The following is a 23,863-nucleotide window of genomic DNA, read 5'->3' on the forward strand; positions in this document are numbered from 1 at the left end:
TGCGACGATCTGTCCAACACTGAGTTGGAGGGAGCTACAACAAGAAACGGCGCATCAAGTCCCAGGACAGCAAAGTCACGAAACAAAAAACAGTTAAATCGGCTTCGATAGGTAAACAATTTCAATAGGGTAACTTTGCCGCGTAGCAACACAGTTAGTGCCGATAGCGCCACGACCCACACGACTTAGTGACACTGTGTTCTTAGGTCTGTCGTAGCCATCTCGGCTAAACCGCGGACCCGTTAGGTCAAGTTCACCCCTGTCTAAAAGCATCGCGGAACTCGCAGTTGGCTCAGCTTCCTTGAATAGTGCAACCATCGAGTTGGCAGAATTAACGCGTTTTTATTGCTTACGCTTTGGCACCGGTACCTCAATCCAATCTGCTGGCCTGTGATATCTGCTTTGGGCTCAAAGCGGTCTTTCGCCGCACTCTGCCTGAGCGTCTGCTTTTGGTCGAAGCAGTCGGCATCCTCCACCACAGTGAACGTCTGCTTCGCGGATAAAGCGGTCGATGACGAGAAGCCTAGAGTTTTTAAATTTCAGTATCGAAAATCGAAGGGCGAACGGCATCCTCTTACCTTCGAACAATAAAGTTTTGGCGATGAACAACGCACACTGCTCAAATTGAATTCAAAAAAACCTCTATTTCCACTAGGGCTTTAGGCCAGGCAGGATCATACTCTGGCATCGTATTGTTTGCTGTCTCAAGGCCAATAAAGCGCGCATTCTGGATGCCGGAGGCGAATATCCTACCTTGTTCAACACTGTGCATCCTGTCTCGATTAGCGTGCATAACCAGAGCCGGACAGGTGATCCGCAGAAGTAGATCGGTTACGTCGACCCCTGCGACCAGTGGTCCAATCTTGAGCCAATCCTGATGGTCCATTGCCACTTTCATAAATTCTGCATAAGTGCGCTGGTCATGTGGACTTGCGGTTGGAGCAAATGATTGCGCCATCAAGTCTCTTGCAGAAGGGTATTCATCGTTCCAGCCTTCAAGACTCATATCCATCATTGCTTGCCCAAGCGCGGCAATTCCGGGCTGTGAACGCACCGCGAGTCCTTGTGCAAATCCACCGAGTAGAACCAACCCCGAAACACGGTCAGGATTATGTGCGGCAAATGCCGCGGCAATGGTTGCCCCAAAAGAAATGCCAAACAATGGAACTTTTTCGATCCCGGCTGCGTCCAGTACGGCCTCAACATCTTCGACGATCCGATTCAAAGACACATCCTGCACGCCCCTCTGGGACAAGCCATTGTTTCTACCATCAAACCGATAAAGGCAGTGATTTTCAGAAAGCAGCGGCAACCACCCGGCGATGGTGTTCATCGTCCAATCGTATTCCAGATGCCTAAGCCAGTTTGGTGTGACCAGTAACTTTCTACCACTTCCAGTGGATGTCCAGGCAAGCGTTGTACCGTCTTTTGATTTTGCAAAGCGGACGTCTTGAGAGCTAGCCAGCAGCTTGTTCTTTGCGCGTCTTTTGTCACCATCTAAATCAATAGAGTAGGCTTCCACTGGATTTGGAATTCCCTTCAACCGTATCGAGCTTTCTGGTCGCAAAGCAACCGCCAGCGAAGTTCCCGCAACTTCAGCAGCTGTCTTGCTGACGAGACAACTTCCAATATGCGCGCTGGACTGAAGGCGCGACGCAACATTCACGGCCTCTCCGAACAAGTCTGTGCCATTTGGCATTACGTCGCCAACGTGGAGACCTCCTCGAAGTGTTACGTCTTCATCTCTCATCTGATTGAAAATCTGGCTGGCAGCATTAATTGCGTCTGTGGCTGCAACAAACTCAACCAAAGCACCATCTCCCATCAGCTTGAATATTCGTCCTTTGTTTTCATGGACCACCGGTCTGATCACATCGTCCAAAATGCGTTGTAGAGTGTTCAGCGTGGTCTCAGCATCCTCTGACATGCGCTTGGTATAATCGACGACATCGAGGCTTAGGATCGCAGCAATTTTCCGCTTCATCAGTCGATGTGATCCTTTTAGCTAAACCAATTCCTCTGAACCAAAATTAACAGACGAATAGATTTTTGTGATCAAAAATTGTGCCTGGGCATTTTGCTAAGCCTGCAAGTTCCCAAACTTGCGTTGAAACACACAGCCGAGCAAAATGTCTTCTTGGCTGGCGAAACCTAGAATTAAGGTGAATGATTAACGCATTTCGCGTCGCTAACGAAGGTTCACTTCGAAATATCCATTCCAATGGTATCAGTCCGTAGTTCTTTTCATCTGTGACCGATGGCAGCCCGAAGCGGAACTTCGACTCCGAGCTTTGCAAAATCTAACAAGCGGAAGGCAGCTACCATTAGTGTGAATGGCTTGAAGGTATCGAGCGCTTCGCCACGGCGACAATTTAAGAAAAAAATGAACGCGAGAAACAAGGTGACTGAAACTGCGCTCTGACAGAAAACAGGCGTCCCCGCACACTTTCGCGCAATTCGAGCTTAGCCCAAGGTGTTGCCGGTGATGAAGGTGTACGAGCTTTCTACCAGATCGATGACGACATCCAACTCTTCTGGTGTGGTCGGTGTATATATCATGACAAAGCCGCTCCACCCAGGACGTTGCTTGGCCCAAGGGTGAGCTACGGCCCAGCCAGCCTCAATTGCCCGTCGCGCCATTGCCGGATGCAGCGACGCGTGCAAGCTGCCATCAGGATGCATATGCGCAAACTCAAACCCACCCACGATAGAGTTCGGTTGAGACAGCAGCATGTCGGGATCAAGCTGAAAACCAATCGCGCCAGGAAGCGATATGCGTGTCGGGCCAAGTGTGACCCCTGGGAGTTGCGCAACACGCTCCAGCAATAGCTTGGCCAAGTCGGTATCAATTTCGACACCAATCTGAGTATGCGGTACGCCGCTTGTCGTTTCAGGACGGGGTGAGGTGCGCTCCGGCAAGGGGCGCTCTTGTGCGGATGCCAACGGGCACGTCAATGCCACCGCCGTTGCAGCAAACGCCAATGCTCTCAGGATTTCATTCATCGTGTTGACCATCCGCCAAAATCAAGGAATGAGCGTTCAGCGCAGTATCGGCGCCCTTGCACACATCATTCAGCCTTTAACGCTTCGATATTGATCAAGAGCTCTATCTCGTCGCTCACCGCTGGCGCAAAGGCCCCAAGTCCGAATTCAGACTGCACGATGGTCGCCGTGGCTGCCAGGCCCAGGGTCGACGTGCCCTCTTTTTGGGCCAAACGGGTGTGGAGCTGACTTGTTAAGCGTTGTTTCCAAAACAACAAGTTTGGTGATGCCATTCATGGTCAGGTCGCCAGAAATATTCGCGGTATTGTCCCCGGTGACTTCAATGCTGGTCGAGGCGAATGTGACCACGTCACTGTCACTCGCGCTAAAAAAGTCATCGGACATGAAGTGTTGCAGACGGGCGTCCCAGCCCGTGATCATGGATTTTACAGGCATAGACACTAAGACAGATGATGATAACGGATCATCTTCGTTGAACTCTATCTCACTGCTAAAACCTGAGAACATTCCAAATGTTTCTGAAAAACCGATGTGGTCGTAGCTGAACAATACCTGGCTATGTCCAGGATCCAGCTCGTAGGTGCCACTCTCGGACAATGCGTTTGTCGCGCCCATCGATAAGAGTACCGCCAGCGGGGTTGCTGCCACTTTGAACATTGATACGCTCCCGTTTTGACAAGACGTATTTGTGGGATTTAGGTTTTGACCGACCAAGCTTTTAGAACAAAATGTTCTACTGTGCAACAAAATGTTCTATAGGAGAGGTGATTGAAAGAAGATCCTAGGCTGATCGCCACACGACAGGCGGCGCTTGATGCGGCGCAAAAGATACTGATGGATGAAGGCGTGCTGCACGTAACTCATGGCGCAGTTTCAAAGGCAACGGGCATTTCGCGCAGTACACTTTACAGGCACTGGCCAGATGCGCGTAGTCTGCGTGATGCAGCATTCCGGCGCATCGCAACACCACCGAACATACCGCCCAAAACCGATGGCCCGCTGCGATCTGACCTGCGTTGGTTACTCGGCGTACTGATGGGAGCCTTGAATGACACACCATGGGGTCAAATTGCACCTCAGGTAGTCGCTGCTGCGTCCACCGATGCAGAAGCGCGGTTGGTGATCACTGAATTCATGAAAGACAGGTTCGCAAGTATTGAAGCAGTATTTGCAGCCGCAATAGACCGAGGTGAGATTGCCGCGGATGTTCCGGTTGAACAGCTTATAGAACTAGCTGTCGCAGCACCTTATTTCCGCAAGCTCATACGTCACGAGGCGCTGAACGAAGAATGGTTGGACAAACATGTCGATCTACTTTGCAGTATCGCGAAAACCAATTCGGGACAGTGACCATCGCCCGAGTTTGAAATCAAAGCGACCTGCACCTGGCGCGAGATTTCGACAGAACAGCAAGTTATGATCAATAGCCTGTCCAGCCAGTTCCTCATAGCTGCCGCTCCAAAGGTCTCGGCAAACGTTCACTATGATCGTTCGTTGAGGTTTGCAAAGTTTGCTTTCTGCGCATTCCTGTCGTTGGGGCACCGTGCAGCATCGGTCAATTTGGGCTCGAAGCAGACCTTAACTTGAGTCAGTTGAAAGGGTGCTTTGCGGACAAAGCCGTCTCAGGCCGGCGCTGTAGATTTCGCATTTCCACCGACAACCCACAAACACAACACCGCAAGCAAAACCTCTATCGCAAATGCGGCAAGAATGTTTTCGGATGGCCAACCATCGAGGACGAAACTGATTGTCCTGCCCACGGTGAAAGCTGAGAAAACCGTAGCCCCAAGCAATGCTGAGGCCTGGACCAACTTTTGATAAAATGCTCCGCACAAAATGATCAGACCAAGTACCGCGAGATTGGCAGCAGGAGCGCGCAACTCACTCATCAGGTTTGGCTGCGGCGAGAGTACGATGCCGTAGTGGGCGTAGAAAGACTGTGGGTCCAGAGTGATGGCCAGACCTATGGCGAATGCAGTTAATCCGGACATGCCCAAGATAAGTCTGCCTCTAAGTTCAAGTTTCATGTTTGTCTCCAATGTCCTTTGGCCTGGCTCAAGCGGCTTTGGTCCACGCGCCAGACATTTCAGCTTTATTTGCGAAGTCAGCGAAGTCGCGTGGCGGGCGTCCAAGCGCACGCTGGACCCCGTCTGCGAGGTTCGCATTGCGCCCGTCCAGCGTTTCACGCGCGATGTCCGTAATCACATCAGCAATCATCTCGCCATTCGCACGCGCGATTTCCGCGTGGAAGTCTTCGAATGAAATTGGCAGGTATTGCACAGTCCTGCCCATGGCGCGCGAAAGCTCTGCGGCCATGTCTGCAAACGTCATTAGACGGGGGCCGGTGACCTCGTACAGCTCACCGGTATGTCCGTCTTCGGTCAGTGATGCTACGACAACATCGGCAATGTCGTCTACGTCGATGATTGGTTCGCGTACATCGCCGGCGGGCATCGGCAAGACACCTGCCATGACCGGATCAAGCAATGCCCCTTCAGAGAAGTTTTGTGCAAACCATGCTGCACGAACGATAGTGAACGGAACTCCGGAATTGCGCACGACTGCTTCCGCTCGTTCCGCATGAAACTCGCCACGCCCGGTTAGCAGCACAACACGCCGTAATCCCTTTTCACGAGCCAATGCTGTGAAGGCTTCGACTTGCTCAACCGCGCCTGGAATTGCGATGTCAGGAAAGTAAGAAATATAGGCAGACGAGACGCCTTCCAGGATTGCGGGCCAGGTCTGCGGTTGTTCCCAGTCAAATGGCGTTTCACTGTTCCGCGATGCGCGCCGGACTGTCTGCCCTTTTTCTTCCAGACGTGTCGCGATCCGCGATCCGGTTTTGCCTGTTGCGCCAAGTACAAGAATGGTTTGCTGTATCATTGGTCATCTCCATGAGTTCACTTGATGGCCCGAAATTAGGCAATCAATAGAGATGTTCTATTCTTCAAAATCCGATATTCTTATTCGATCGTCCAAGACAGGTAGACGAAGAGCTAAATTTCAGCCAAGGTCCGCACATGAACAAGGTTGAACCTCATGTCCCTGACCCAGATGCACTGGCACAGCCGATCGGCGATCCGCTGGGGGAAATCCTCCATTTGCTGAAATTGACAGGTACATTCTATTGCCAGTCTCGCATGACTGCACCATGGGGCGTATCGATACCGGGATTTCCCGGCGTACTGAGCTTTGCGGTCATCACACACGGGCGGTGCTTGATGAAGGTCGGTGACGATGACCCGTTCGAGGTCGAAAAAGGCGATCTGGTCTTGATGACCAACGGAGCACCTGTAGGTTTCTTTAGCTCAGAAGACACGCCGCTTTTGACGCTGGAGGAGTTGCCAATTCGCAAGGTAACCGAGCTTTATGAAACACTGGAATACGGCGGCGGCGGCGCGGAGACGGGCATCATGTACGGCTTGGTCCGAATAGATCACGCCGCCAGTGATATGTTGATGCGCTTGCTTCCGGATGTACTCAAAATCGACCCGTGGGAGGAGGACGCCGGAAGCTGGTTACAGGCAACTTTGCAATTCATCGCAAAAGAGGCGCGGGAATTGAGACCGGGCGGCGAAACCGTGATCACGCGACTGGCCGATGTGGTTGTCATCGAGGCCATTCGTCGTTGGCTGAACAGCGCACCCGATGCAGATCGAGGCTGGTTAAAAGCTGCGCGAGACCCGCAGATCGGGCGCACGATAGTCGCAATTCACCGTACGCCTGCTGCGGCTTGGACAGTCGAGTCTCTCGCGGAGGTTGCTGGTATGTCCAGATCCGCTTTCGCTGCACGGTTTACTGAGTTGGTAGGCGTTCCAGCAATCCAGTATCTTGCAACGTGGCGTATGCACCTGGCCGGCGAAAGGTTGGTGTCCACCGATCAACCTATCTCGCAGATTGCCGCTGACATCGGATACTTGTCAGAGCCTGCGTTCAACAAAGCCTTCAAACGGGTGTTTGGCGCACCACCCGGAAAAATCAGGAAGAACGGAGTTCACTTCGTATCCAGGCGAAACTTGAGAAACTGAGCATCTTCGTATTCGATCTCGCCGATGAATTTGGCACCGAGCTTCCTGAGCGCACCCAGATTTTTTCTACTTGGTGGCAACAGAAACGTGACAAAGGGGATACGTTTGTCAGCAATCGCAAAGTCGATTGCCATTTTGGAAATCCGTTTCCCAAGGCCAAAGGCGTCGGGCCGCAAAACCAACCCAAAATCCCACTTGTCATCTTCTTTTTGAAAGCCCCCCCAGCCAACATACCGACCGCCTGACAAAAACGCCCAATGTCCAAGACCGTCCCGCGCCCAGTTGCCTTCCTTGTTGGCGATAAACTCTCTTGCGACCCCAACATTGCACTTGAAGGTCAAAAGCGGCATATGCTCTGCTACCCGGGGGTCAGACATATGAACCGCAATGTCATTCGGATCGATTTCCGAAAGGCGTGCAAATGAAATCCCATCTTTCATCATTATACTCATTTGATGGCCCGAGCTGTCCCTTGCATGCAAAGCAATTATGTTGCCAATACTGTTTCACAGCTTTCTCGCGACAATGTACCGGCTCGGCAATAGCCCGGTTTGATCAGCTGTCTCAACGATATCGAAGCCCGCACGTTCAATAGCCTGCTGGAGTTCAGCTACGGATACGAAATTTACGAACGGAGCTTTCCCGAGCACCTGCATAATCGGGATCGCTATTCGGCTGATCACGCCATATTTGAACCCTCCACTCTCTGGAGCGCAGACGGTCTTGGAAATAAAAACTCCACCGGGTTTTGTAAGGGTCGAAATGTGTTCGAGAGCTTGGCTCAGGTCGGGAACAAGGTGCAGCAAATTATGTGCGAGGACAGCGTCGAAAGAATCGTTGTCAGGATCGTGCTGCAGAACCTCGGCCACTTTGAACGTGACATTCTCCAGCTCTTCTTCGGCGCGTTTCTCGTTGGCGATTTCGATCATCCCCGGTGCGAGATCGGAGCCAGTTATTTGAGCCACATGCGGTGCCAGCAGCAACGCGGTTGACCCTGTCCCACAGCCGATTTCCAGCACGCTGTCTTCGGCTTTCAGGTAGGACTTCGTACGTTCGAGCGTGTTCAGATACCCTTCCATATTTCGGATAGGATCAGCCGCATACTTGCGCGAAATCTTGCTCCAAAATGCGGCATCTTTGGACAATGCAGCCATATCGTTTCTCTTTTTCTTTGGTGTCACCGGAGCCAATATCTTAAAACGTCGATTTATCAAATTGCCAGATATTGTAGAACTGTTATGCATTAATGCATGAATTGGAAGGCTATCAGTTTCGATTGGAACCAGGCTCGGTCCTTTCTTGCAACGGCAGAAGAAGGCTCGTTTTCCGCAGCGGCGCGCGTGCTTGAGCAGACCCAGCCAACCGTTGGTCGTCAGGTCGCCGCGCTGGAACAGGCGCTTGGCGTCACCTTGTTTGAAAGGGTCGGCAAGTCGCTTAATCTGACAACCGCCGGTGCTGAGCTGTTGGTACATGTCGGTGAAATGGCAAATGTCGCGAACAGGATTTCTCTGACCGCAACAAGCCAGTCACAAGCAATAGAAGGGCAAGTCAGGATCACTGCGTCCGACGTGATGTCAGCCTATCAGTTACCGCCTATTCTCAAACAGATCAGGCTCGCGGCGCCGCGCCTGGAGATCGACGTTGTCGCAGCAAATGACATACGAGACATACAGCGGCGCGAGGCAGATATCGCAATTCGGCATGTGCGCCCGACACAGCCGGACCTGATTGCAAAGCTCGTGGCAGAAGCGTCGGCACATTTTTACGCTGCCCCTTCATACCTCGAACAGGTTGGGCGACCACGAAATGAAGACGAACTTACTAAGTTGGATTTCGTCGGCTTTGGCGATGTTGACACGATGATTGGATTTCTCAATCCGGCTGGCATCGAAGTAACCCGCAAGAATTTTCGGATTGGATCGCAGAGCGGGATGGTGTCATGGGAGCTCGTGCGCCAAGGCTTCGGCATTAGTGTTATGTCAGACGATGTGGCGGCCCTTACACCCGGTGTGGAGCGTGTTCTGCCCGAACGCGAGCCATTCAAATTTCCTATCTGGTTGGCCACACACTCTGAGTTACAAACAGCGCGAAGGATCAGGTTGGTTTTTGATCAGCTTGCAGACCATCTCGGCTCGCGGACAAATTATTGAACTTGAGTTGGTCCGGTGTCGTGGACTGGAGTCTGCTTTGGGCTCGGAGCAGTCGTTCGCTGCACGTTGCGCTAGGGCCTGCTACACGGACGAACCAGACAGTCGGGCCGCAAGCTTCAACGTCGAAAAACCAGCCGATTGTGGTCTTTCATCCTAACCGTATCCGCTGCGTTGAAGCTTCCTCAAAGCAGGCATTGATTGAAGTCGCTGCATTCCAGTATCACCGACGTTGCGAGCATTCTCATTAAGCGCATCATGAGGAAGTTGTAGTAGGCCAACACCGGGGAACGAAGCTGCCGTTCCCCTCTACGTCTGCCTTGGAGACAGCACCATCAGCGAAATCACACCAAGGGTGGGCTGCGGTCATTCTCTATTGACCCGATTCAGTGGTTTAACTTCACCCAAAACAGAAATTGGTATTTCAACCAAATCCAGAGGCACGTGGCCAACCTGTGTTCTTTTCTACTTTCCGCCGACTGGTATCAAAGTGCAGAAAAAGCTATATTCTTGCGATCGGTACGAAAATAACAATTGAGTTCGCCGAATAGTTGATTTCAGGAGCGATTCTCTCGGGTCTTAAACACCTCGATTTCCTCAGGCAAGCCGCGAACAGAATGATAGCCGGCTGACTGGATTTTTCGCATCATGTGCTCGGCGACGCTCTGTGTCACCAATATCTTTTCGTCCAGTTTCTTACACAGCTCCTGAACCCGACTGGCCACGTTCACAGCCTGACCGACGACCGTGAAATCCAAACGGTCCGGACTGCCGATGTTGCCAAAGGTGACGCGACCGAACTCAATGCCGACTACGAATTTGATTGGCTCTTTTTTCTTTTCGACTGCTGCATCGTTGTAGTCGCGCAGATTTGCCAGGGCTTGTTCTGCCGCCTGTACCGCAGATCTGCACGAGGCTGCCGCATCGTCATCAACGTTGAAAATAGCGAGTATGCCATCCCCCATGAATTTAAGAACATCACCCCCATTGTCCTGGATGGGTGACACCGCCATCTCGAAATACTCGCCCATCATGCAAAGCAAGTCGCTTTCGGACAAGGATGAAGCTTTCTCAGTGAAACCGCGCAGATCCGCAAACAGGATTGCTGCAGAAACTGTTCTGTGTTCGTTGCGCATTATGTGCCCCTGATCGATTTCTTCTGCGGGGCCGTGCCCCAGATAGGTTTGAAGAAGGCTCTTTTGCGACTGGCGCATCGCAATGGGTTCCAAAGCAGCGGCAAGTGCGTATCGCGTGTCTTCGATGTATCGGATATGCGAGTCCGAAAACCCAGCATCTGCGTTAGAGGTAAAACTGGTGCCCTGAACCGAGCCGTTTCCATGTTCAAGCGGGATGGCCAGAAAATCGGTGGCGCCTGCTTCGGCCAGCTCGGCATAGACCGGATGTTCTGCCCGGACATTGAGATCCGTCAGACGCTTGCGCAATGGGCGCCGCTGGGTGACGACATATTCGAACGGACTGCCTTGCCACGCACTGGTCGACAAAACCGTGGTCGGTACGGTGTAACGGCGGGTTTCCTCGGGTGTCCAGATGATCCCCCACGCGCTGAGCAAAGGGTTAGAGTAATTCTGTGCAATCCTTGCGCGGGCCAAAGGTACGCCAAGCGCGGTCAATCCTTCGCAATACCCTTTGACGATGAGCCTCTCGTCGCCCAGCAGGCGACCATCGGAAATCAACCAGTGGTTCAGGCGATCAATCTCGGTCACTGGGCTCTCACACTCTTGTTCCGCGCTGATAGTTTACCCGTCATTGGTAGTTAGAAAACCCGCGCCGGCTGGAAAAACCTGTGCTTTTCTGCCGGGCGCAGGATAGGTCGGCCTCAGCTTACTGCCGCTGCCAGTGAGGGGTCGTCTTCCAATTGTTTGAGCAAACGGGCCTGTCTCACCTTGGGGTCCAGTTCGGGGTCGCTCAAATACGCCAACATATGGGGGACGTTCGCGTCAATCTGCTCCTGAGTGGCCACAGCCATGCCATGAGCCACGAACGGCCTTAGATACGTCATTCCGGCCAGGTTCGCTGTCTGTTGGAACGGTTTCAGAAACTCGGCCATCGTAAAGTTGTTGTATCCGCCTGCGTGATAGCTGTGCTCGGGACCTCCGGTCGAGACAAGGATGAGGAACTCACGACCTTTTAGTTGGTCGCCGCCCGGCCCATAGGCAAAGCCATAGTTCAGCACCTGATCCATCCAAGCTTTCATCACCGGGGGTGCTGAATACCAGTAGAATGGAAACTGGAACACGATCCGGTCATGGGCCAGCAAGAGGGCCTGTTCGGCTTCGACGTCAAAACGCATATCGCCGCGGCCAATGGCGGCCAGATCGCGGGTTGTCACGTCGGCGGCCTCTGAAAGTGCGTCAAACCAGGCGCGGTTGATGCGCGATTTGCCCAGGTCCGGGTGAGCGGTGAGTACGAGAGTTTTCATGTGTCTGCCTCTTGCAGGAACTTAGCGGAATAATGAGTGATCAGCGGGCGGCCATCTGTGCGGGTTTCGAAGCGCCAGTGTTCCTGAACGCGGGCTTCAATGTGGTCTCCTGAAACGGTCGTGGCACGAAACAGAACTTCGAACTGTGCGGCACCGGGCTTGATTGCAACCTTGCTAACGTGATGCTCGGTTGGGCGCTGCAAAGTCTCAAGCACGCCACGATACCAGGCCCGCACGCGGTCATGCCCGCTGAGTGTGGTGTCGACGTCAGGCATGTCCCAGTGCACGTCTGGGTGGAGATCAGGCAGGAATTCCCCGATCGGATCCAGCTTGTCAAACCGGGCAAACCAGTCTGCGATGAAACTGCGGATTTCGGGGTAATCGGGCACTTGAAACACCTGTTGATCGTTTATTTGGCCAGTCGCTCAGGGACCGGAGCCAGCGAGTATTGGGACCAGAAAAACGTGTTTGCTGCATCCTGATCGGCGGACAAGTTGGTTGCTTCGACGATCTTGCCATTCTCGATCCGATAGACGAGGGCCCATGTGGTATCGACATTCGGTTTGCCATCTGCGTCCGACCAGCCACGGTGGATATCAACCACATTGGTCTCGTCCGCTCCGAAATAGATTGGTTCAGCCTGAAATCCGGCTGTGCCCAGTTGTTCGAAGAAGGCCCGCACCTCATCACGACCAATCTTGGTTCCGGACAAGGGGTGGCGCCCCGGAATGTACCATTTGACATTCGCGTCCATCACCGCTGCGATGCCTTCCAGATCACCGGTGCCATAGGCGGCGAAGAAGTCCTGTACGACCTTGATATTTTCTTCGGGGGATGCGGCCATGGCGGTCTCTCCTGAGATCAGAGCGGCGGTGAGGGCAGCAACTTTGGTCAGACTGTTCATCTTGTGTCCTCCTGAATACTTGGTGACAGCCTTCTGGGCTGCGATGACACGAAGATATTAACTTCGGCGATAAGTGATAATTCACTCTTCATTCACCTTTTTCATGTATACAATCTAATAATGGAGTAATTCGGGGACACGATGCGCCTGCCACTTTCCACCCTCGAGATCTTTACCGCCATCGCGCGCCATGGGTCGTTGCGTGCTGCGGCCGAGGTGCTGGGCATCAAGCCGTCGACCGTCAGCCACCAGCTGAAAGCGCTGGAAGAACAGCTGGGCACCGCGCTTTTTGTCCGGACGACCCGCTCAATCAGCTTAACAGAATCCGGACGGGCCCTGATCCGTGGCGCAGGCCCTGCCTTCGACCAATTGTCCGAAGCAGTCGAAAGCGCCCGCAGCACCGGTCACGCCGCGCGGGGCACGTTGAAACTGGCGATGCCGGAATTCGCCTACCACCTGTATGTTGGTCCGGCGCTCAAGAGTTTTTGCGGCGCATATTCAGAAATGGAACTGGAACTGTCGCTGACCGATGCGCTGTCAGACATACTCGGCGAGGAATTGCATGCTGGATTCCGTCTGGGGGATCGTGTGGCGCAAGACATGGTGGCGGTGCGGTTGACCCCGCCGCTTCCGGTGACCGTTGTCGCCAGCCCGGACTACCTTGCGACACGGGGTATCCCGGAAACGCCGCGTGATCTACTTGGGCATAGCTGCATCCGCTACAGGTTTCAGTCTTCAGGTCAGATTGCGCCATGGAGTTTCCAATCGAACGAGGGGGAGTACTCTGTCGATGTGCAAGGCAATCTGATCGCCAACGCCCTTCCAGCCTCTGTCGATCTGGCCAAGCGAGGGCTTGGGCTGGCCTATACGTTCAAGGCCTATGTTGATGCGCAGATCGCTGCAGGAGAGTTGCAACCGGTTCTGGATGACCATTTGGCCCTCACCCCAGGAATTTTCATGTATTTCCCGCGCGAGTATAAATCTATGATGCCCTTGAGGTTATTCATCGACCACATGAAGCACCAGCAACCTGTTTGACCTTGCACGCGCAGACCTCACATATCGAGTATTGCAAGCCGGAGCCGCTTATTGCCCCTAAGATACGCTGATATCTACCCGTCAGAACCTTTGCTGAACAGCGATGCGATGCAGCGCCCTTCGGCGGCTGGTTTAATGTCAGTGCGTGATTTTCGGGCCGAACCTGATCGGATGCCAGAGTGAGCAGCCTCATCTGACTGGTCCAATTTGATTGTTAGTGCATTGTTGGCCTCTGATCCATGTGGATGATGGTTTCCGGGGCTGGTGGGCGATAACCCAATGCACTGTGGGGTCTCTTGTTTGCCATTCGTGGTCCTCCGTTTCCTAAACATAACGGTCGACCAGTTCAGTTGGGGAGGCTCAATTGCAGCTTTGCCCAAGCTGCGATAACAGGCTTCAACCGCTCAAAAACAACTGGGTCGGCGCCGACCATGGTCGCCAGCTCTCCGTTCTGTGCCTGCACGGGTGTCACGCCCAACGGCGCGTCCGCCATGTGGTGACCGGCCTGCGCTAACTTATTCGCGAGTGCGATAGTGGAATTCGGGTCTGACGTGGAGCAGTCTACAATGACGCTACCGGCCTGCATGGACGGCATCATGGCTGCCACGATTGCCTCGACCTGAGGAGAACCGGGCGCACAAACATGGATAACTGATGACACTGCTGCAAGCTCCGCGAGGTTTTCCGCCTCCGTCGCACCCTGAGCGACCAACTCATCGACAGGGCCACGGTTTCGATGAGCAACCACATTAACAGTGAAGCCGGCTTTCAGCAGATTTGCGGCCATACCTTGCCCCATCAAGCCAACACCAACAAATCCGATTGTTTCTTCGCTCATCGGGGTCTCCCTTTAACTCTTACTGAGAGTCAGTTTGGACCAGTACGGAATGTAAACACAATGACGGCTTAACATTGCTTCGCGAACCAAGACGCGGGACGCAGTGAATGAACGTTTCTAGTCCTTTTTGACAGATGCTGCGCTTGAACCAAATGTCTGCATTGGGCTCGAAGCAGACATTCGCTGCAACTTGCTTGAACGTCTACTTCGCGGACGAAGCCGCCATTCATTGCATTGCTTTGATGGTGCCCAGAGGCCGCTTCGCCCGTTTCAAAAGATGACAATACCTGAGCGTTGTCTTAACCTTGCTTTATGAGAGCTCGCCTGGCCGTAATCTTGATGGCTGACCTGGTCGGCTATACGTCCGCAATGGAGGCGGATCAGTCGCTCGCAATCGGGCTGGTCCATGAACTTCGGGATAAACTACTGGAACCAGCGGCCGTACAAAGAGGCGGCGAAATACTGAAGCGTATGGGCGATGGATGGATTATTGCCTTTCCTTCAGTATCGGCGGCAATCGAAACCGCTCAATTTGTGCAATTGGGATTGGTCGACCATAAGAAAATCAGGCTGAGGATGGCAGCGCATCTCGGTGAGATCGTTCAAGACGAGGCCGACATTTATGGCGCCGGTATAAACATCACCGCCCGCCTACAAACCGAAGCGCCACCCGGTGGTGTGATGATCTCCGAAGACCTTAAGCGGCAGTTGGACGAAAAGTTCTCAGCGGGTTTCAGCGATGCGGGCACGTTCGATTTGAAGAATCTTGCTAATCCGGTGAATGGGTTTCAATGGCGGCCCGCCACGCAGCGTGAAATTGAACTAACCGAATTGCCTTCCATTGCGGTCGAGCCGGTCACAAGTGCTCCCGAAACGAGAGAGACTCTTGAGGTTTGCGCTGACCTGCAGGAGCAGTTGGTTCACAGTCTTTCGCGCCGCACAGGTGTGCGTGTAATTGCAACAGATTCAACATCCGAGACCAAAGCAACTTACAGCCTGAGGTGCAGGTTGCGCTGCCGGGAGACTGAAGCAAGGATATCCTCCAGCCTTACCCGGTTGGGAGATGGACAGGTAACCTGGTCGCGCTTCCTAAACGGAGATTCAAAGGATTTGTTTGAACTAAGCGACCGGGCTGCAGAACAGCTGTCAGACGATTTACGTCTGCAGATCAATGCGTTTGACGGTGACCGTCTTAATGACATTCCAGACGATCAATTGAGCCCAAGTGAGTTGAGATCCCGAGCGGCAATGCTGTTTTACCGTGCCACCGTCGAGGACTATAAGCATGCGGGTAAATTGCTGGAGCGAGCGCTTCGACTTGATCCCGAGAACGGGTCCGGGCTTGCAATGTGGTGTGAAGCCAAATTGTACCCCTTAGAGGCATGCTATCGCGAGGCTGATCCTGATTTGCGAATGCGGATCATAGAGTCATCGAACAAGGCCGTTCAGGCTGCGCCTCGCTCTGACTACTGCTGGTATACGCGGGCGCAGGTGCGCGCGCGCCTCGCGGGTGATCTGCATGGCGCCCGGAAGGACATTGATAGGATTTTCAGACTGAATCCCAACTATGTTTTGGGTATGGAGGCGAGCGGTTACACCGAAGTTATTGCCAGCAACTGGGAAGCTGCTCGGAAAAGTTTAGCGAAGGCCGTGAGTCGTTCCACCGAGGATCCGTTTCTTCCGTACCGGCTTTATCCCCTTTCGATTGCCCACATGATGGCAGGTGATAAGCAACTCGCGATCGAAGCAATTTCAGACGCTACTGAAATGCGCCCCTACTGCAGACACTTTTGGTTAGTGAAGGCGTGGATACTCAGGAAGTCGGGAATGCACCCCAAAGCAGAAACTGCTGCAGAACGTGCGGAAGCGCTGTCAGAAAAAGCGGATATCCTCGCACAAAATCTTCATCTGCCTGACCCCATCAGAGAGGCTATAGGGTTGCCAAGTGAACCGATCCAAGCATAGAGGCTTAGATGGGTTACTAGAGCGTAGGCTAATAATCGAATGGCAGATATGTAAGATGTTCTCGCCTTTCGATATTCTACCACGACCCAACCTAAAGCACGCTATCTACATTCACCGCGGGCGACGAGTTGCGTCATTTTTCAGGGTCGCTTTGGGCTCAACGCGGTCATCCGCCGTACTTGCCATTAACGACCACTTTGGGGACCAAAACGTTCGTTCGCTGCGGCTGCGCGAATGTCTGCATTGGCTGATAGAACCTATTTCGATTCTGTTATTCGAAACGTCAACTTGTATCTGCCATACGGCCGCTGCTTAGAACAATTTGACTAACCGTCAAACTCCAAACCCTTCATTAATTCGAAGACTTGGCTACGCATCCAGGCCGCCATCGGGGCGTTGTCTGAACGCTTGTGCCAGATGCCGATGATCAAAGCCGGTTCAATATGCATCGGAGGTTCGAACACGTTCAGTCCGAATGTTTTGGCCACTTTCTTTGCAAGCTGCGCGGGTACAAGCGCGATAAGGTCGCTTTCGCTAACCGCCCGGCAAACGCCACTAAAGACGGGCACTGTCATAGCAACCTGTCGCTGCTTTCCGACGCGATTAAGGGCAGCATCACCCATTGCAGCCAGGTTCCCTTCTGGGGAGAACAAGACGTGGTGGAGTGCGCAGAAGGTATCCATGTGCATTTGCGTCCCTTCCTGAAGCCCCTCAAGCTTTGGATTTCCCTTGCGAGCTATCACGTGGAACGGGGAATGGAAGAGTGGCTGCCGATTGACCCAGTCCGGCAGGAGCAAATCCGGGATCAGCGCAATGTCAGCGTTGCGTTGTTCAAGGCTGGCCACATAGTCATTCGGAACCAGATCAACCAACTGCGCTCGTAGATTGGGCGCCGATTTTTGCAAAAGATCAGCCAAAGGCGGCATCAGGAGTTCCGCGAAGAAATCGCTGGCAGCGATCCGGAAAGTGCCTTCAGCGGTTTGCGGATCAAAGGTTGTTGGTGGAGCTAGCAAAGCCTCAAGACGTTCGAGTTCTTCGCGCAAACCGAATTCAATCTTGGACGCGTAATCGGTAGCGACCAAACGGTTTCCCTGCCGGACAAAAAGGGGATCGTCCAAGGCATGACGAAGACGCGACAATGCACCAGAGACTGCGGATTGCGACATGGCTAGCCTGTCGGCCGCCTTGACGGTTGAGCCTTCGCTAAAGAGGGCGTCCAATACGCGTAAAAGATTGAGGTCCAGTGTAGCGAAATTCACCTGGCCGATATCCTGTATTTGATATTGCGGTTTGCCTGATAGGTTGGCCTTCGGATAGGCTTCTGTCAACGGAAGCGCTTTCGTTTCAATCCGATGCTAATGGAGAGAAACGATGAAGGACCTGGCCCAAATCGACGGAGCCATCGAATGGCTCGGCGTAAAATACAAAACCATCCTCGGCCCAGAACAGACAGGCGGCACTATGTCTATAGTGGACAGTTGGTCTCCTGCTGGTAGCGGCCCTCCGCGCCATGTGCATCAAAACGAAGACGAAACCTTCGTAATCCTGACCGGCACGTGCAGGTTCTGGTTGGAAGGCGAGGAGTTTTCCGCAGGGGCCGGCGAAAGCGTATTCATCCCACGAGGCAAAGAACATACCTTCAAGGTGACAGACGACGAACCTTGCCGCCATCTCGTGATCCTTACACCCGGCGGATTCGAAGGTTTCTTTTCCGACATGGCAGCCGGTCAGTGCCGCATTCCCGAGGATATGCCTGCTATCGAAGAGAGCGCCAAGCGGCACAACATGGCCTTCACTGGCCCACCATTGGATTGATACCATGACTGGCAAACACATCGTCTATCATATCCCCGTCTGTCCCTTTTCGCAGCGACTGGAAATCCTACTAGCGCTGCGCGGACTGACGGATGCCGTAGAATTTCGTGTGGTGGATATCACCAAGCCGCGCGACCCTGAATTGCTGGCCAAGACCCGAGGGACGACAGCCTTGCCCGTGCTGGAAACCAGCGACGGCCTTATTTTGAAAGAAAGCCTCGTGATCCTGCGCTATCTTGACGAGGCTCTACCGGGGGCACCATTGCGCCGAAGTGATCCTGCCGAGCACGCCATTGAGTCGATGCTGATCGCCCGCGAAGGACCCTTTACAATGGCAGGCTATCTCTTTGTCATGAATCAGGATCAGGCGCGCCGAGATGAGCATTTGAATAAACTCCTCGCGCTCTATCGAGACCTTGATGATTTCTTAGCTCATCATAATCCGACTGGCCCATTCCTGTTCGAGAACTTCGGTTTGGCAGAGGCTGTTTTTACCCCGATGTTCAAGCGGTTTTGGTTCCTTGACTACTACGAAGGGTTCAAACTACCCGCTGGCAAAGAATATGACCGGGTACGAGCGTGGCGTGATGCATGCATAGCGCATCCAGAAACAGCACAGGTGACCGAGGAAGAAATCGTCAAACTCTACTACGACTACGCGCTCGGGGCCGGAAACGGTGCCCTACCTGACGGTCGCAGCGTATCAAGTTTCACCTTCGAGCCGGCCTGGCAGTCAAGGCCCATGCCCCCGAGGGAAAAGTATGCGGGTACAGCCACCGACAAACAGCTGGGCCTTGTCGCCTGACTATTGATTAGATGCCCAGTACCGGACATTCGTGCGCCGCGCGGCATTGGACAAAATGGGCTCGAAGCGGTCAATCGCTGCAACTTACATGAATGTCTGCTTCGCTGACAAAGCTGACCACCGTCACTTAGACTCAGGACTCATAGCCAATAGATAACAAGTGCGGCAAGCGCGATTGCGGACAGAAAGAACTTCGGGCATCTGTCGTACCTTGTTTCCACTCTCCGCCAGCCCTTCAGCCTGCCAAACATGATCTCGATCCGGTTACGTCGTTTGTATCGTCGCTTGTCGTATCGGACTGCTGTCTTGCGTTGCTTTCGACCGGGGATACTGGCGCGTATCCCTTTGTCCTTCAATGCTTCTCTGAACCAATCAGCGCCATAGCCTCGATCACCCAGCAGCCAATCGACCTTTGGCAGATTGGAAACGAGAGCCCGAGCGCCGATATAATCACTGACCTGACCGGCGGTTACGAAGAAGTTCAACGGTCGTCCAATGCTGTCACAGATCGCGTGAAGCTTGGTGTTCAACCCGCCCTTTGTCCGCCCGATCAGACGGCTACGTCCACCTTTTTCACCGCAAGGCTCGACGCCGTGCGATGGGCTTTGAGGTAGGTCGCCTCGATCATGATTGTCTTCTTTTCACCGTGATCTGCGGCCAAACCAATCAAAATCTCGGCAAAAATTCCCTAATCGCTCCATCGCTTCCAACGATTGTACAACGTCTTGTGCGGCCCGTATTCTTTGGGTGCGTCACGCCACCTCAACCCATTGCGATTGATGAAGATAATTCCGCTCAGTACGCGCTTATCGTCAACTCGGGGCTTGCCATGGGACTTCGGAAAGAAAGGTGCAAGCCGCGCCATCTGCGCGTCGCTCAACCAGAATAGGTCCGACATGTTCACCGCTCGTTTTTCTACGCGTGAATCACGCAAACAAACGGAAATCAATGAGTCCTGAGCCTAGGGCAGTGGATGACGCGGAGCCGACGGCCACTCCGTTCACGAAGCAGTCGCTTACACCGAAAGCCGCAAATTACTAAATCGAGCCCAAACCGGAAGCGCCTCTGCTCTGGCAACAGCACGTGCAGTAACATGAATGACCGAAGTATTCAGTTCAGACGCAGAGAGATAAATTGCCAAATGGCCAAAAAACCTTCCTTGTGCTGAGTATCGACGCGCTGGCCCTGCCTGCTGAAGAGACTTGTTCATCGCAGCACAAGAATCTTCCAGCTCTTTATTGCTTTCATTAACCCGGTTGCCGAAGATAGCCACAACGGTTGCCGGTGAAAAGTGATGGGAAAAAAAAGAAAAATTGCAGACGTCCCGTGGCTCAACCGCAGCGTCGAAGCCATGGTAGCGGCATGGATTTGGCTGGCATTTTCGACATCAAGGTGGGAGAGGATCGGATTTGAAGACCTCGAAGACTCATTGCGGAGCGGCGAGCCAGCAATCATCGTGCTCTGGCACCAACGACTGATGATGTCGCCTTACTTGTTTGACCCTTCGCTTGGACCAATTTGTTCGCTTACATCCTCTTCAAGAGCTGGTCAGCTTGCTGGAAATGTTGTCAAACGATTTGGGTTGGGTACGATCAGCATGTCTTCGCACCAACGCCATGTCGCGCTGACGCGGGCGGTGTTGCGAGGCATTCGCGAGGGCGTATCTCTTGGAGTGGCAGCAGACGGCCCTAGAGGACCAGCCAGGATTGCTTCGCTTGCCCCAGTAACCTGGGCACGCGCTTCTGCGAAACGCGTTTTTTTAGTTAGTTACTCGGCGCGGCGGGTCCACGTCCTGCCGACTTGGGACAAGATGTGGTTTCCCGCGTTGTGGACTCGCGGCGTTTTGTTTTGCCAGGAATGGCATGAAGCCGTATCGAGCTTTCCAGACGACATCGAAAGCGAGAGGCTTCGACTTAGCTTGCAAAAAGCGCTGAATGCGGTGACAGATGAGTCCGACCGCGCTGTAGGTCGTATGCCCGAAGGGCGATAGAAGCAGTCCGGTAGGATTCGCCATTTTCGGTTGATAGCTGACTCCGACTCGATCATCTTTTAGAAAATGGCATAAAGAGATTTTCCATATGAAAACATATTGGCCCGAACATTTTGTGTTTGTTGGAAAAACGTCTCCAGATGGTGTGGCGGTTCCGAGGGCACGCATCGCCCGTCGCGCCGCGCTGATCGCGGAGCTTTTGAAGTCGAACGGTGTATCGCCGGGTGATCGCGTCGCCATGTGGTTGCACCGAGGCGAAGACCAGATCGCGGCAATGTTCGGATGCTGGTCCGCCGGCGCGGCTTTTTGTGTGCTGCCTTCCTTTGCGGGTCGGACTGCGACTGAACGGTCGCGGCACCGTGTGGATGATGTCTGGTCCGTTCTGCAGCCAAGACTGTTGCTCAAGGAGGCGGGCACAGACTTGCCCGAGGCCTTGGATGCTACAGTTGACACGCTGGAGTTGCCGCAAGACGACGCCCAATCGGATTTATCCTTAGATCCAAATAGTTTTCTGGCAAATCGAAGCCCGGACGACATTGCTTTCGTTCAATTCACCTCGGGCAGCACAGGCGGGGCCAAGGGGGCCGTAGTTCGCTTTGGGCAACTTAAGGCCAACCTGGACGCAATAGCGCAGAGATCAAAGCTGTCAGAGACAGATCGGATGGTGTCCTGGGCACCTCTTTATCACGATATGGGCCTCATGGCAGTTCTGCTTCCATTGAGCCGCAAAGCGAACCTAGTACTCATGGAAACTGAACATTTTGTACGTCGCCCGGCCGCGTGGCTGGAAACGATTTCAAACTATGGTGGTACTATTACAACGGCTCCGCCCACAGCGCTGAAACTATTGACGCGCCGGACAGTCAAAAATGTGGACCTGACTGCTCTTCGATATGCATGGATCGGCGGCGAGATGGTGTTTCCGGCAGTGGTTGACGCTTTCGAGGAGGCATACTCCGCTGCAGGATTAAGCAAAGGGGTGGTGCAGCCGACCTATGGGATGGCGGAAACTGTCGTAGGCATTTCCTGTGGTGCTTCTGGTGAAACGTGGTCTGTCAGTAACGGGTACATCTCCTGCGGGCCAGTGCTGCCGGACATGGAGTGCCGGATCGTAACCGAAGACGGAACCAAGATTGGCGCCGGTGATGAGGGGCATATCCAGGTCCGTGGACCATCAGTTTTGAAAGGCTACCTCGGGCTTGAAGCATTCGCATCGGACGCGTGGTTTGATACGGGCGACTTGGGTTTCATGGATGGCGGTCGATTGTATGTTACCGGTCGAACGAAGGACGTGTTGAAGCGGGGCGCGGAAGCATTCCCTGCAACTGTGGTTGAAGCGGTCGCGGAAAATGCGCTGAACCTCGGCGTCGGACGCGCCGTGGCCTTTGCGTGCATACGTTCCGGCGCAGACCGGGAAGAGATTGTTCTCCTAGTAGAGTGTCGCAACTGGGATGATGATCAAGCCCGTAGGGTGGGCGCTGCAGTGGCTGGCGAACTGGGTTTACAGGTCGATGTAATCAGAAATGCGATAGGAGGGCGTTTACCGCGCACCTCCAGTGGAAAACTCATGCGCCAGAAGGCGGCGCAACTATTTAGGGAAGGACGGGTTTGATGGACCAGAAAAACCGGAATGACTGGACAGTTGATCGGCTGATCTCAATTCTGCGCGATCTCGCCAGCGAGAAGGTCCTGCCGAACCATCTTGTAAACGGCCACATTTCGGGTTCGGATACCGTATCTACTCTGGGGATTGATTCCATTGGCGCCGTCGAACTCATCGACCATCTTGAGGCCGAATCTCAGGTCCTGTTACCTGATGATTTCCTCGACTTTGAAGACAGAATCGAAGACATTGCTGATCGCCTGAACTCGCTGAAGCCGGGGGCAGCCAATGACTGAATCAAACTCCGGGGCGTCGCAGGAAGCTATTGAGTTTCACTACGATATGCCCGCCGATTTTTTTTCGCTTTGGCTCGGCAGATCTATGACTTACACGGCAGCGCGCTTCACGCGACCAGGCATGACACTGGACGAAGCGCAGGACGAAAAAATCAACTATCACCTCAGTGCCGCGAATGTTGCGTCGGGGCACCGCATGCTGGACATCGGTTGTGGCTGGGGTACTCTGCTGAGCGCTGGGGTCAAACGCCTGGGAGCCGCCTCGGCACACGGCCTTACGCTGAGCCCCCTTCAGCATCGTTACATCGGGTCTTTGGGCCTGCCCAACGTAACCGCGGCTCTGCAAAGCTACGAACATCATGAACCTGAAGAGCCCTACGAGTCCATTGTCAGCGTCGGCGCTTTTGAGCACTTCGTGAAACCCAGTATGTCACGGGAAGAAAGGCTGCGAATTTACTCGGAACTGTTCCGGCGTTGTGCCGAGTGGATGACGCGAGATGGCCGGTTTTCCCTACAGACCATGACGTGGGGTGACGCTGGTCCGGCAGAGCGTGATATGAATAGGATACATGAGATTTTCCCCGAAAGTGACCTGCCAGAAATCGCGGACGTGATCGAAGCGTCCCATCCGCATCTGGAACTGGTTTCAATGGAAAACCGCCCGGAAGACTACCAATACACTCTGGCCGAATGGGCAAAGGGGCTGATAGCCAACAGTGACGCTGCGATCAGGATCGTTGGTGAAGAGCGGTTCAAGTTTTATCTGAACAGTTGCAGGGGTGGGTCCCTGCTATATCGACGCAGACGTTTCTATCTTTGCCGTTTCGTGTTCAGGCGCAGGGGCAGATAGATTGTCCGGCCGCGAGCCGGGTTTCGATGCGTTTGACAGCATTGAACGTCGGCTTCGGGCTGTGCCCAGGCGACCGACTTCCACAAGCCACGGCTGCTCAGCGACAACGGGTCCAGCTACATCTCTGGTGAACTTGCTGAA

The 23,863-nt window shown here is 53.7% G+C and carries 24 protein-coding genes and 2 pseudogenes; 11 read left to right on the forward strand and 15 right to left on the reverse strand.

The features are described from left to right. Positions 1–619: 619 nt before the first annotated feature. From ACR0JW_RS22820 to ACR0JW_RS22830, 3 genes and pseudogenes are all read right to left on the reverse strand, one after another. Positions 620–1,984 (reverse strand): alpha/beta fold hydrolase, encoded by a 1,365-nt coding sequence (locus ACR0JW_RS22820; protein WP_170678879.1) that lies wholly within the window; start codon positions 1,982–1,984, stop codon positions 620–622. A gap of 479 nt (positions 1,985–2,463) precedes the next feature. Then, positions 2,464–3,003: a luciferase domain-containing protein gene (locus ACR0JW_RS22825; RefSeq protein ID WP_480714519.1), complete on the reverse strand. Its 540-nt coding sequence runs from the start codon at positions 3,001–3,003 to the stop codon at positions 2,464–2,466. A 65-nt stretch (positions 3,004–3,068) separates the two neighbouring features. Further along, positions 3,069–3,660: pseudogene (locus ACR0JW_RS22830) on the reverse strand (YceI family protein). A 111-nt stretch (positions 3,661–3,771) separates the two neighbouring features. Between ACR0JW_RS22830 and ACR0JW_RS22835 the strand changes: the two are divergent. Continuing rightward, the gene (locus tag ACR0JW_RS22835) at positions 3,772–4,353 is read left to right on the forward strand and encodes a TetR/AcrR family transcriptional regulator (RefSeq protein ID WP_170678883.1); all 582 of its coding nucleotides are present in this window, start codon (positions 3,772–3,774) and stop codon (positions 4,351–4,353) included. 272 nt (positions 4,354–4,625) lie between these two features. On the opposite strand, the gene ACR0JW_RS22840 is transcribed toward ACR0JW_RS22835, so the two are convergent. Further along, the gene (locus tag ACR0JW_RS22840) at positions 4,626–5,030 is read right to left on the reverse strand and encodes a DUF4345 domain-containing protein (RefSeq protein WP_170678885.1); all 405 of its coding nucleotides are present in this window, start codon (positions 5,028–5,030) and stop codon (positions 4,626–4,628) included. Between the two features lie 28 nt (positions 5,031–5,058). Continuing rightward, positions 5,059–5,886 (reverse strand): NmrA family NAD(P)-binding protein, encoded by an 828-nt coding sequence (locus tag ACR0JW_RS22845; protein ID WP_170678887.1) that lies wholly within the window; start codon positions 5,884–5,886, stop codon positions 5,059–5,061. Positions 5,887–6,023: 137 nt separating this feature from the next. Here ACR0JW_RS22845 and ACR0JW_RS22850 point away from each other — a divergent pair, with 137 nt between their 5' ends. Next, entirely contained in the window at positions 6,024–7,031 is a 1,008-nt protein-coding gene (locus ACR0JW_RS22850) for an AraC family transcriptional regulator (protein ID WP_170678889.1), read from the forward strand. On the opposite strand, the gene ACR0JW_RS22855 is transcribed toward ACR0JW_RS22850, so the two are convergent. Continuing rightward, positions 6,998–7,483, reverse strand: a complete 486-nt coding sequence (locus ACR0JW_RS22855) for a GNAT family N-acetyltransferase (protein WP_480714520.1) — start codon at positions 7,481–7,483, stop codon at positions 6,998–7,000. The two genes, ACR0JW_RS22850 and ACR0JW_RS22855, sit on opposite strands and share 34 nt — an antisense overlap. Positions 7,484–7,537: 54 nt before the next feature. Beyond that, positions 7,538–8,185 carry a class I SAM-dependent methyltransferase gene (locus ACR0JW_RS22860; RefSeq protein ID WP_480714521.1) on the reverse strand — a complete coding sequence of 216 codons (648 nt, stop codon included), beginning with the start codon at positions 8,183–8,185 and terminating at the stop codon, positions 7,538–7,540. 96 nt (positions 8,186–8,281) lie between these two features. Here ACR0JW_RS22860 and ACR0JW_RS22865 point away from each other — a divergent pair, with 96 nt between their 5' ends. Continuing rightward, positions 8,282–9,181 (forward strand): LysR family transcriptional regulator, encoded by a 900-nt coding sequence (locus ACR0JW_RS22865; RefSeq protein WP_170678891.1) that lies wholly within the window; start codon positions 8,282–8,284, stop codon positions 9,179–9,181. Positions 9,182–9,735: 554 nt separating this feature from the next. On the opposite strand, the gene ACR0JW_RS22870 is transcribed toward ACR0JW_RS22865, so the two are convergent. From ACR0JW_RS22870 to ACR0JW_RS22885, 4 genes are all read right to left on the reverse strand, one after another. Then, positions 9,736–10,902, reverse strand: a complete 1,167-nt coding sequence (locus ACR0JW_RS22870) for an adenylate/guanylate cyclase domain-containing protein (protein WP_480714522.1) — start codon at positions 10,900–10,902, stop codon at positions 9,736–9,738. A gap of 113 nt (positions 10,903–11,015) precedes the next feature. After that, positions 11,016–11,618 (reverse strand): NAD(P)H-dependent oxidoreductase, encoded by a 603-nt coding sequence (locus tag ACR0JW_RS22875; protein ID WP_170678895.1) that lies wholly within the window; start codon positions 11,616–11,618, stop codon positions 11,016–11,018. Continuing rightward, entirely contained in the window at positions 11,615–12,007 is a 393-nt protein-coding gene (locus ACR0JW_RS22880; RefSeq protein WP_170678897.1) for a nuclear transport factor 2 family protein, read from the reverse strand. Before ACR0JW_RS22880 ends, ACR0JW_RS22875 begins: the two co-directional genes overlap by 4 nt. A 20-nt stretch (positions 12,008–12,027) precedes the next feature. Continuing rightward, the gene (locus ACR0JW_RS22885) at positions 12,028–12,522 is read right to left on the reverse strand and encodes a nuclear transport factor 2 family protein (RefSeq protein ID WP_480714523.1); all 495 of its coding nucleotides are present in this window, start codon (positions 12,520–12,522) and stop codon (positions 12,028–12,030) included. Positions 12,523–12,663: 141 nt separating this feature from the next. On the opposite strand from ACR0JW_RS22885, the gene ACR0JW_RS22890 reads away from it, so the two are divergent. Continuing rightward, complete coding sequence (locus tag ACR0JW_RS22890; RefSeq protein WP_170678899.1) at positions 12,664–13,560, forward strand: LysR family transcriptional regulator; 897 nt, start codon at positions 12,664–12,666, stop codon at positions 13,558–13,560. A gap of 346 nt (positions 13,561–13,906) precedes the next feature. On the opposite strand, the gene ACR0JW_RS22895 is transcribed toward ACR0JW_RS22890, so the two are convergent. Further along, positions 13,907–14,398, reverse strand: coding sequence for an NAD(P)-dependent oxidoreductase (locus tag ACR0JW_RS22895; protein ID WP_480714524.1), 492 nt, complete (start codon positions 14,396–14,398; stop codon positions 13,907–13,909). 339 nt (positions 14,399–14,737) lie between these two features. On the opposite strand from ACR0JW_RS22895, the gene ACR0JW_RS22900 reads away from it, so the two are divergent. After that, positions 14,738–16,363 carry an adenylate/guanylate cyclase domain-containing protein gene (locus tag ACR0JW_RS22900; protein ID WP_480714525.1) on the forward strand — a complete coding sequence of 542 codons (1,626 nt, stop codon included), beginning with the start codon at positions 14,738–14,740 and terminating at the stop codon, positions 16,361–16,363. A 326-nt stretch (positions 16,364–16,689) separates the two neighbouring features. Here ACR0JW_RS22900 and ACR0JW_RS22905 read toward each other — a convergent pair whose 3' ends face one another. After that, positions 16,690–17,691, reverse strand: coding sequence for a LysR family transcriptional regulator (locus ACR0JW_RS22905; protein WP_480714526.1), 1,002 nt, complete (start codon positions 17,689–17,691; stop codon positions 16,690–16,692). Positions 17,692–17,734: 43 nt separating this feature from the next. Here ACR0JW_RS22905 and ACR0JW_RS22910 point away from each other — a divergent pair, with 43 nt between their 5' ends. Both ACR0JW_RS22910 and ACR0JW_RS22915 read left to right on the forward strand, forming a co-directional pair. After that, entirely contained in the window at positions 17,735–18,178 is a 444-nt protein-coding gene (locus tag ACR0JW_RS22910; protein ID WP_170680718.1) for a cupin domain-containing protein, read from the forward strand. 4 nt (positions 18,179–18,182) lie between these two features. Next, positions 18,183–18,983 (forward strand): glutathione S-transferase family protein, encoded by an 801-nt coding sequence (locus ACR0JW_RS22915; protein ID WP_170680716.1) that lies wholly within the window; start codon positions 18,183–18,185, stop codon positions 18,981–18,983. Positions 18,984–19,123: 140 nt separating this feature from the next. On the opposite strand, the pseudogene ACR0JW_RS22920 reads toward ACR0JW_RS22915, so the two are convergent. Both ACR0JW_RS22920 and ACR0JW_RS22925 read right to left on the reverse strand, forming a co-directional pair. After that, positions 19,124–19,881 (reverse strand): annotated as a pseudogene (locus ACR0JW_RS22920) (IS5 family transposase). 117 nt (positions 19,882–19,998) lie between these two features. Then, positions 19,999–20,256 carry a hypothetical protein gene (locus tag ACR0JW_RS22925; protein WP_170682845.1) on the reverse strand — a complete coding sequence of 86 codons (258 nt, stop codon included), beginning with the start codon at positions 20,254–20,256 and terminating at the stop codon, positions 19,999–20,001. Between the two features lie 21 nt (positions 20,257–20,277). Between ACR0JW_RS22925 and ACR0JW_RS22930 the strand changes: the two genes are divergently transcribed. The 4 genes from ACR0JW_RS22930 to ACR0JW_RS22945 all read left to right on the forward strand — a co-directional run bounded on the left by ACR0JW_RS22930 (position 20,278) and on the right by ACR0JW_RS22945 (position 23,722). Beyond that, on the forward strand, positions 20,278–20,973 hold the full coding sequence (locus ACR0JW_RS22930; RefSeq protein ID WP_170682846.1) for a DUF374 domain-containing protein: 696 nt from the start codon (positions 20,278–20,280) through the stop codon (positions 20,971–20,973). Between the two features lie 88 nt (positions 20,974–21,061). Next, positions 21,062–22,585 (forward strand): AMP-binding protein, encoded by a 1,524-nt coding sequence (locus tag ACR0JW_RS22935; protein ID WP_170682847.1) that lies wholly within the window; start codon positions 21,062–21,064, stop codon positions 22,583–22,585. Next, entirely contained in the window at positions 22,585–22,872 is a 288-nt protein-coding gene (locus ACR0JW_RS22940; RefSeq protein ID WP_170682848.1) for an acyl carrier protein, read from the forward strand. The genes ACR0JW_RS22935 and ACR0JW_RS22940 overlap by 1 nt, the downstream gene beginning before the upstream one ends. Further along, positions 22,865–23,722: a class I SAM-dependent methyltransferase gene (locus ACR0JW_RS22945; RefSeq protein WP_170682849.1), complete on the forward strand. Its 858-nt coding sequence runs from the start codon at positions 22,865–22,867 to the stop codon at positions 23,720–23,722. Before ACR0JW_RS22940 ends, ACR0JW_RS22945 begins: the two co-directional genes overlap by 8 nt. Positions 23,723–23,863 lie beyond the last annotated feature (141 nt).

The sequence above is a fragment of the Ruegeria sp. BG6 genome, from assembly GCF_056538465.1.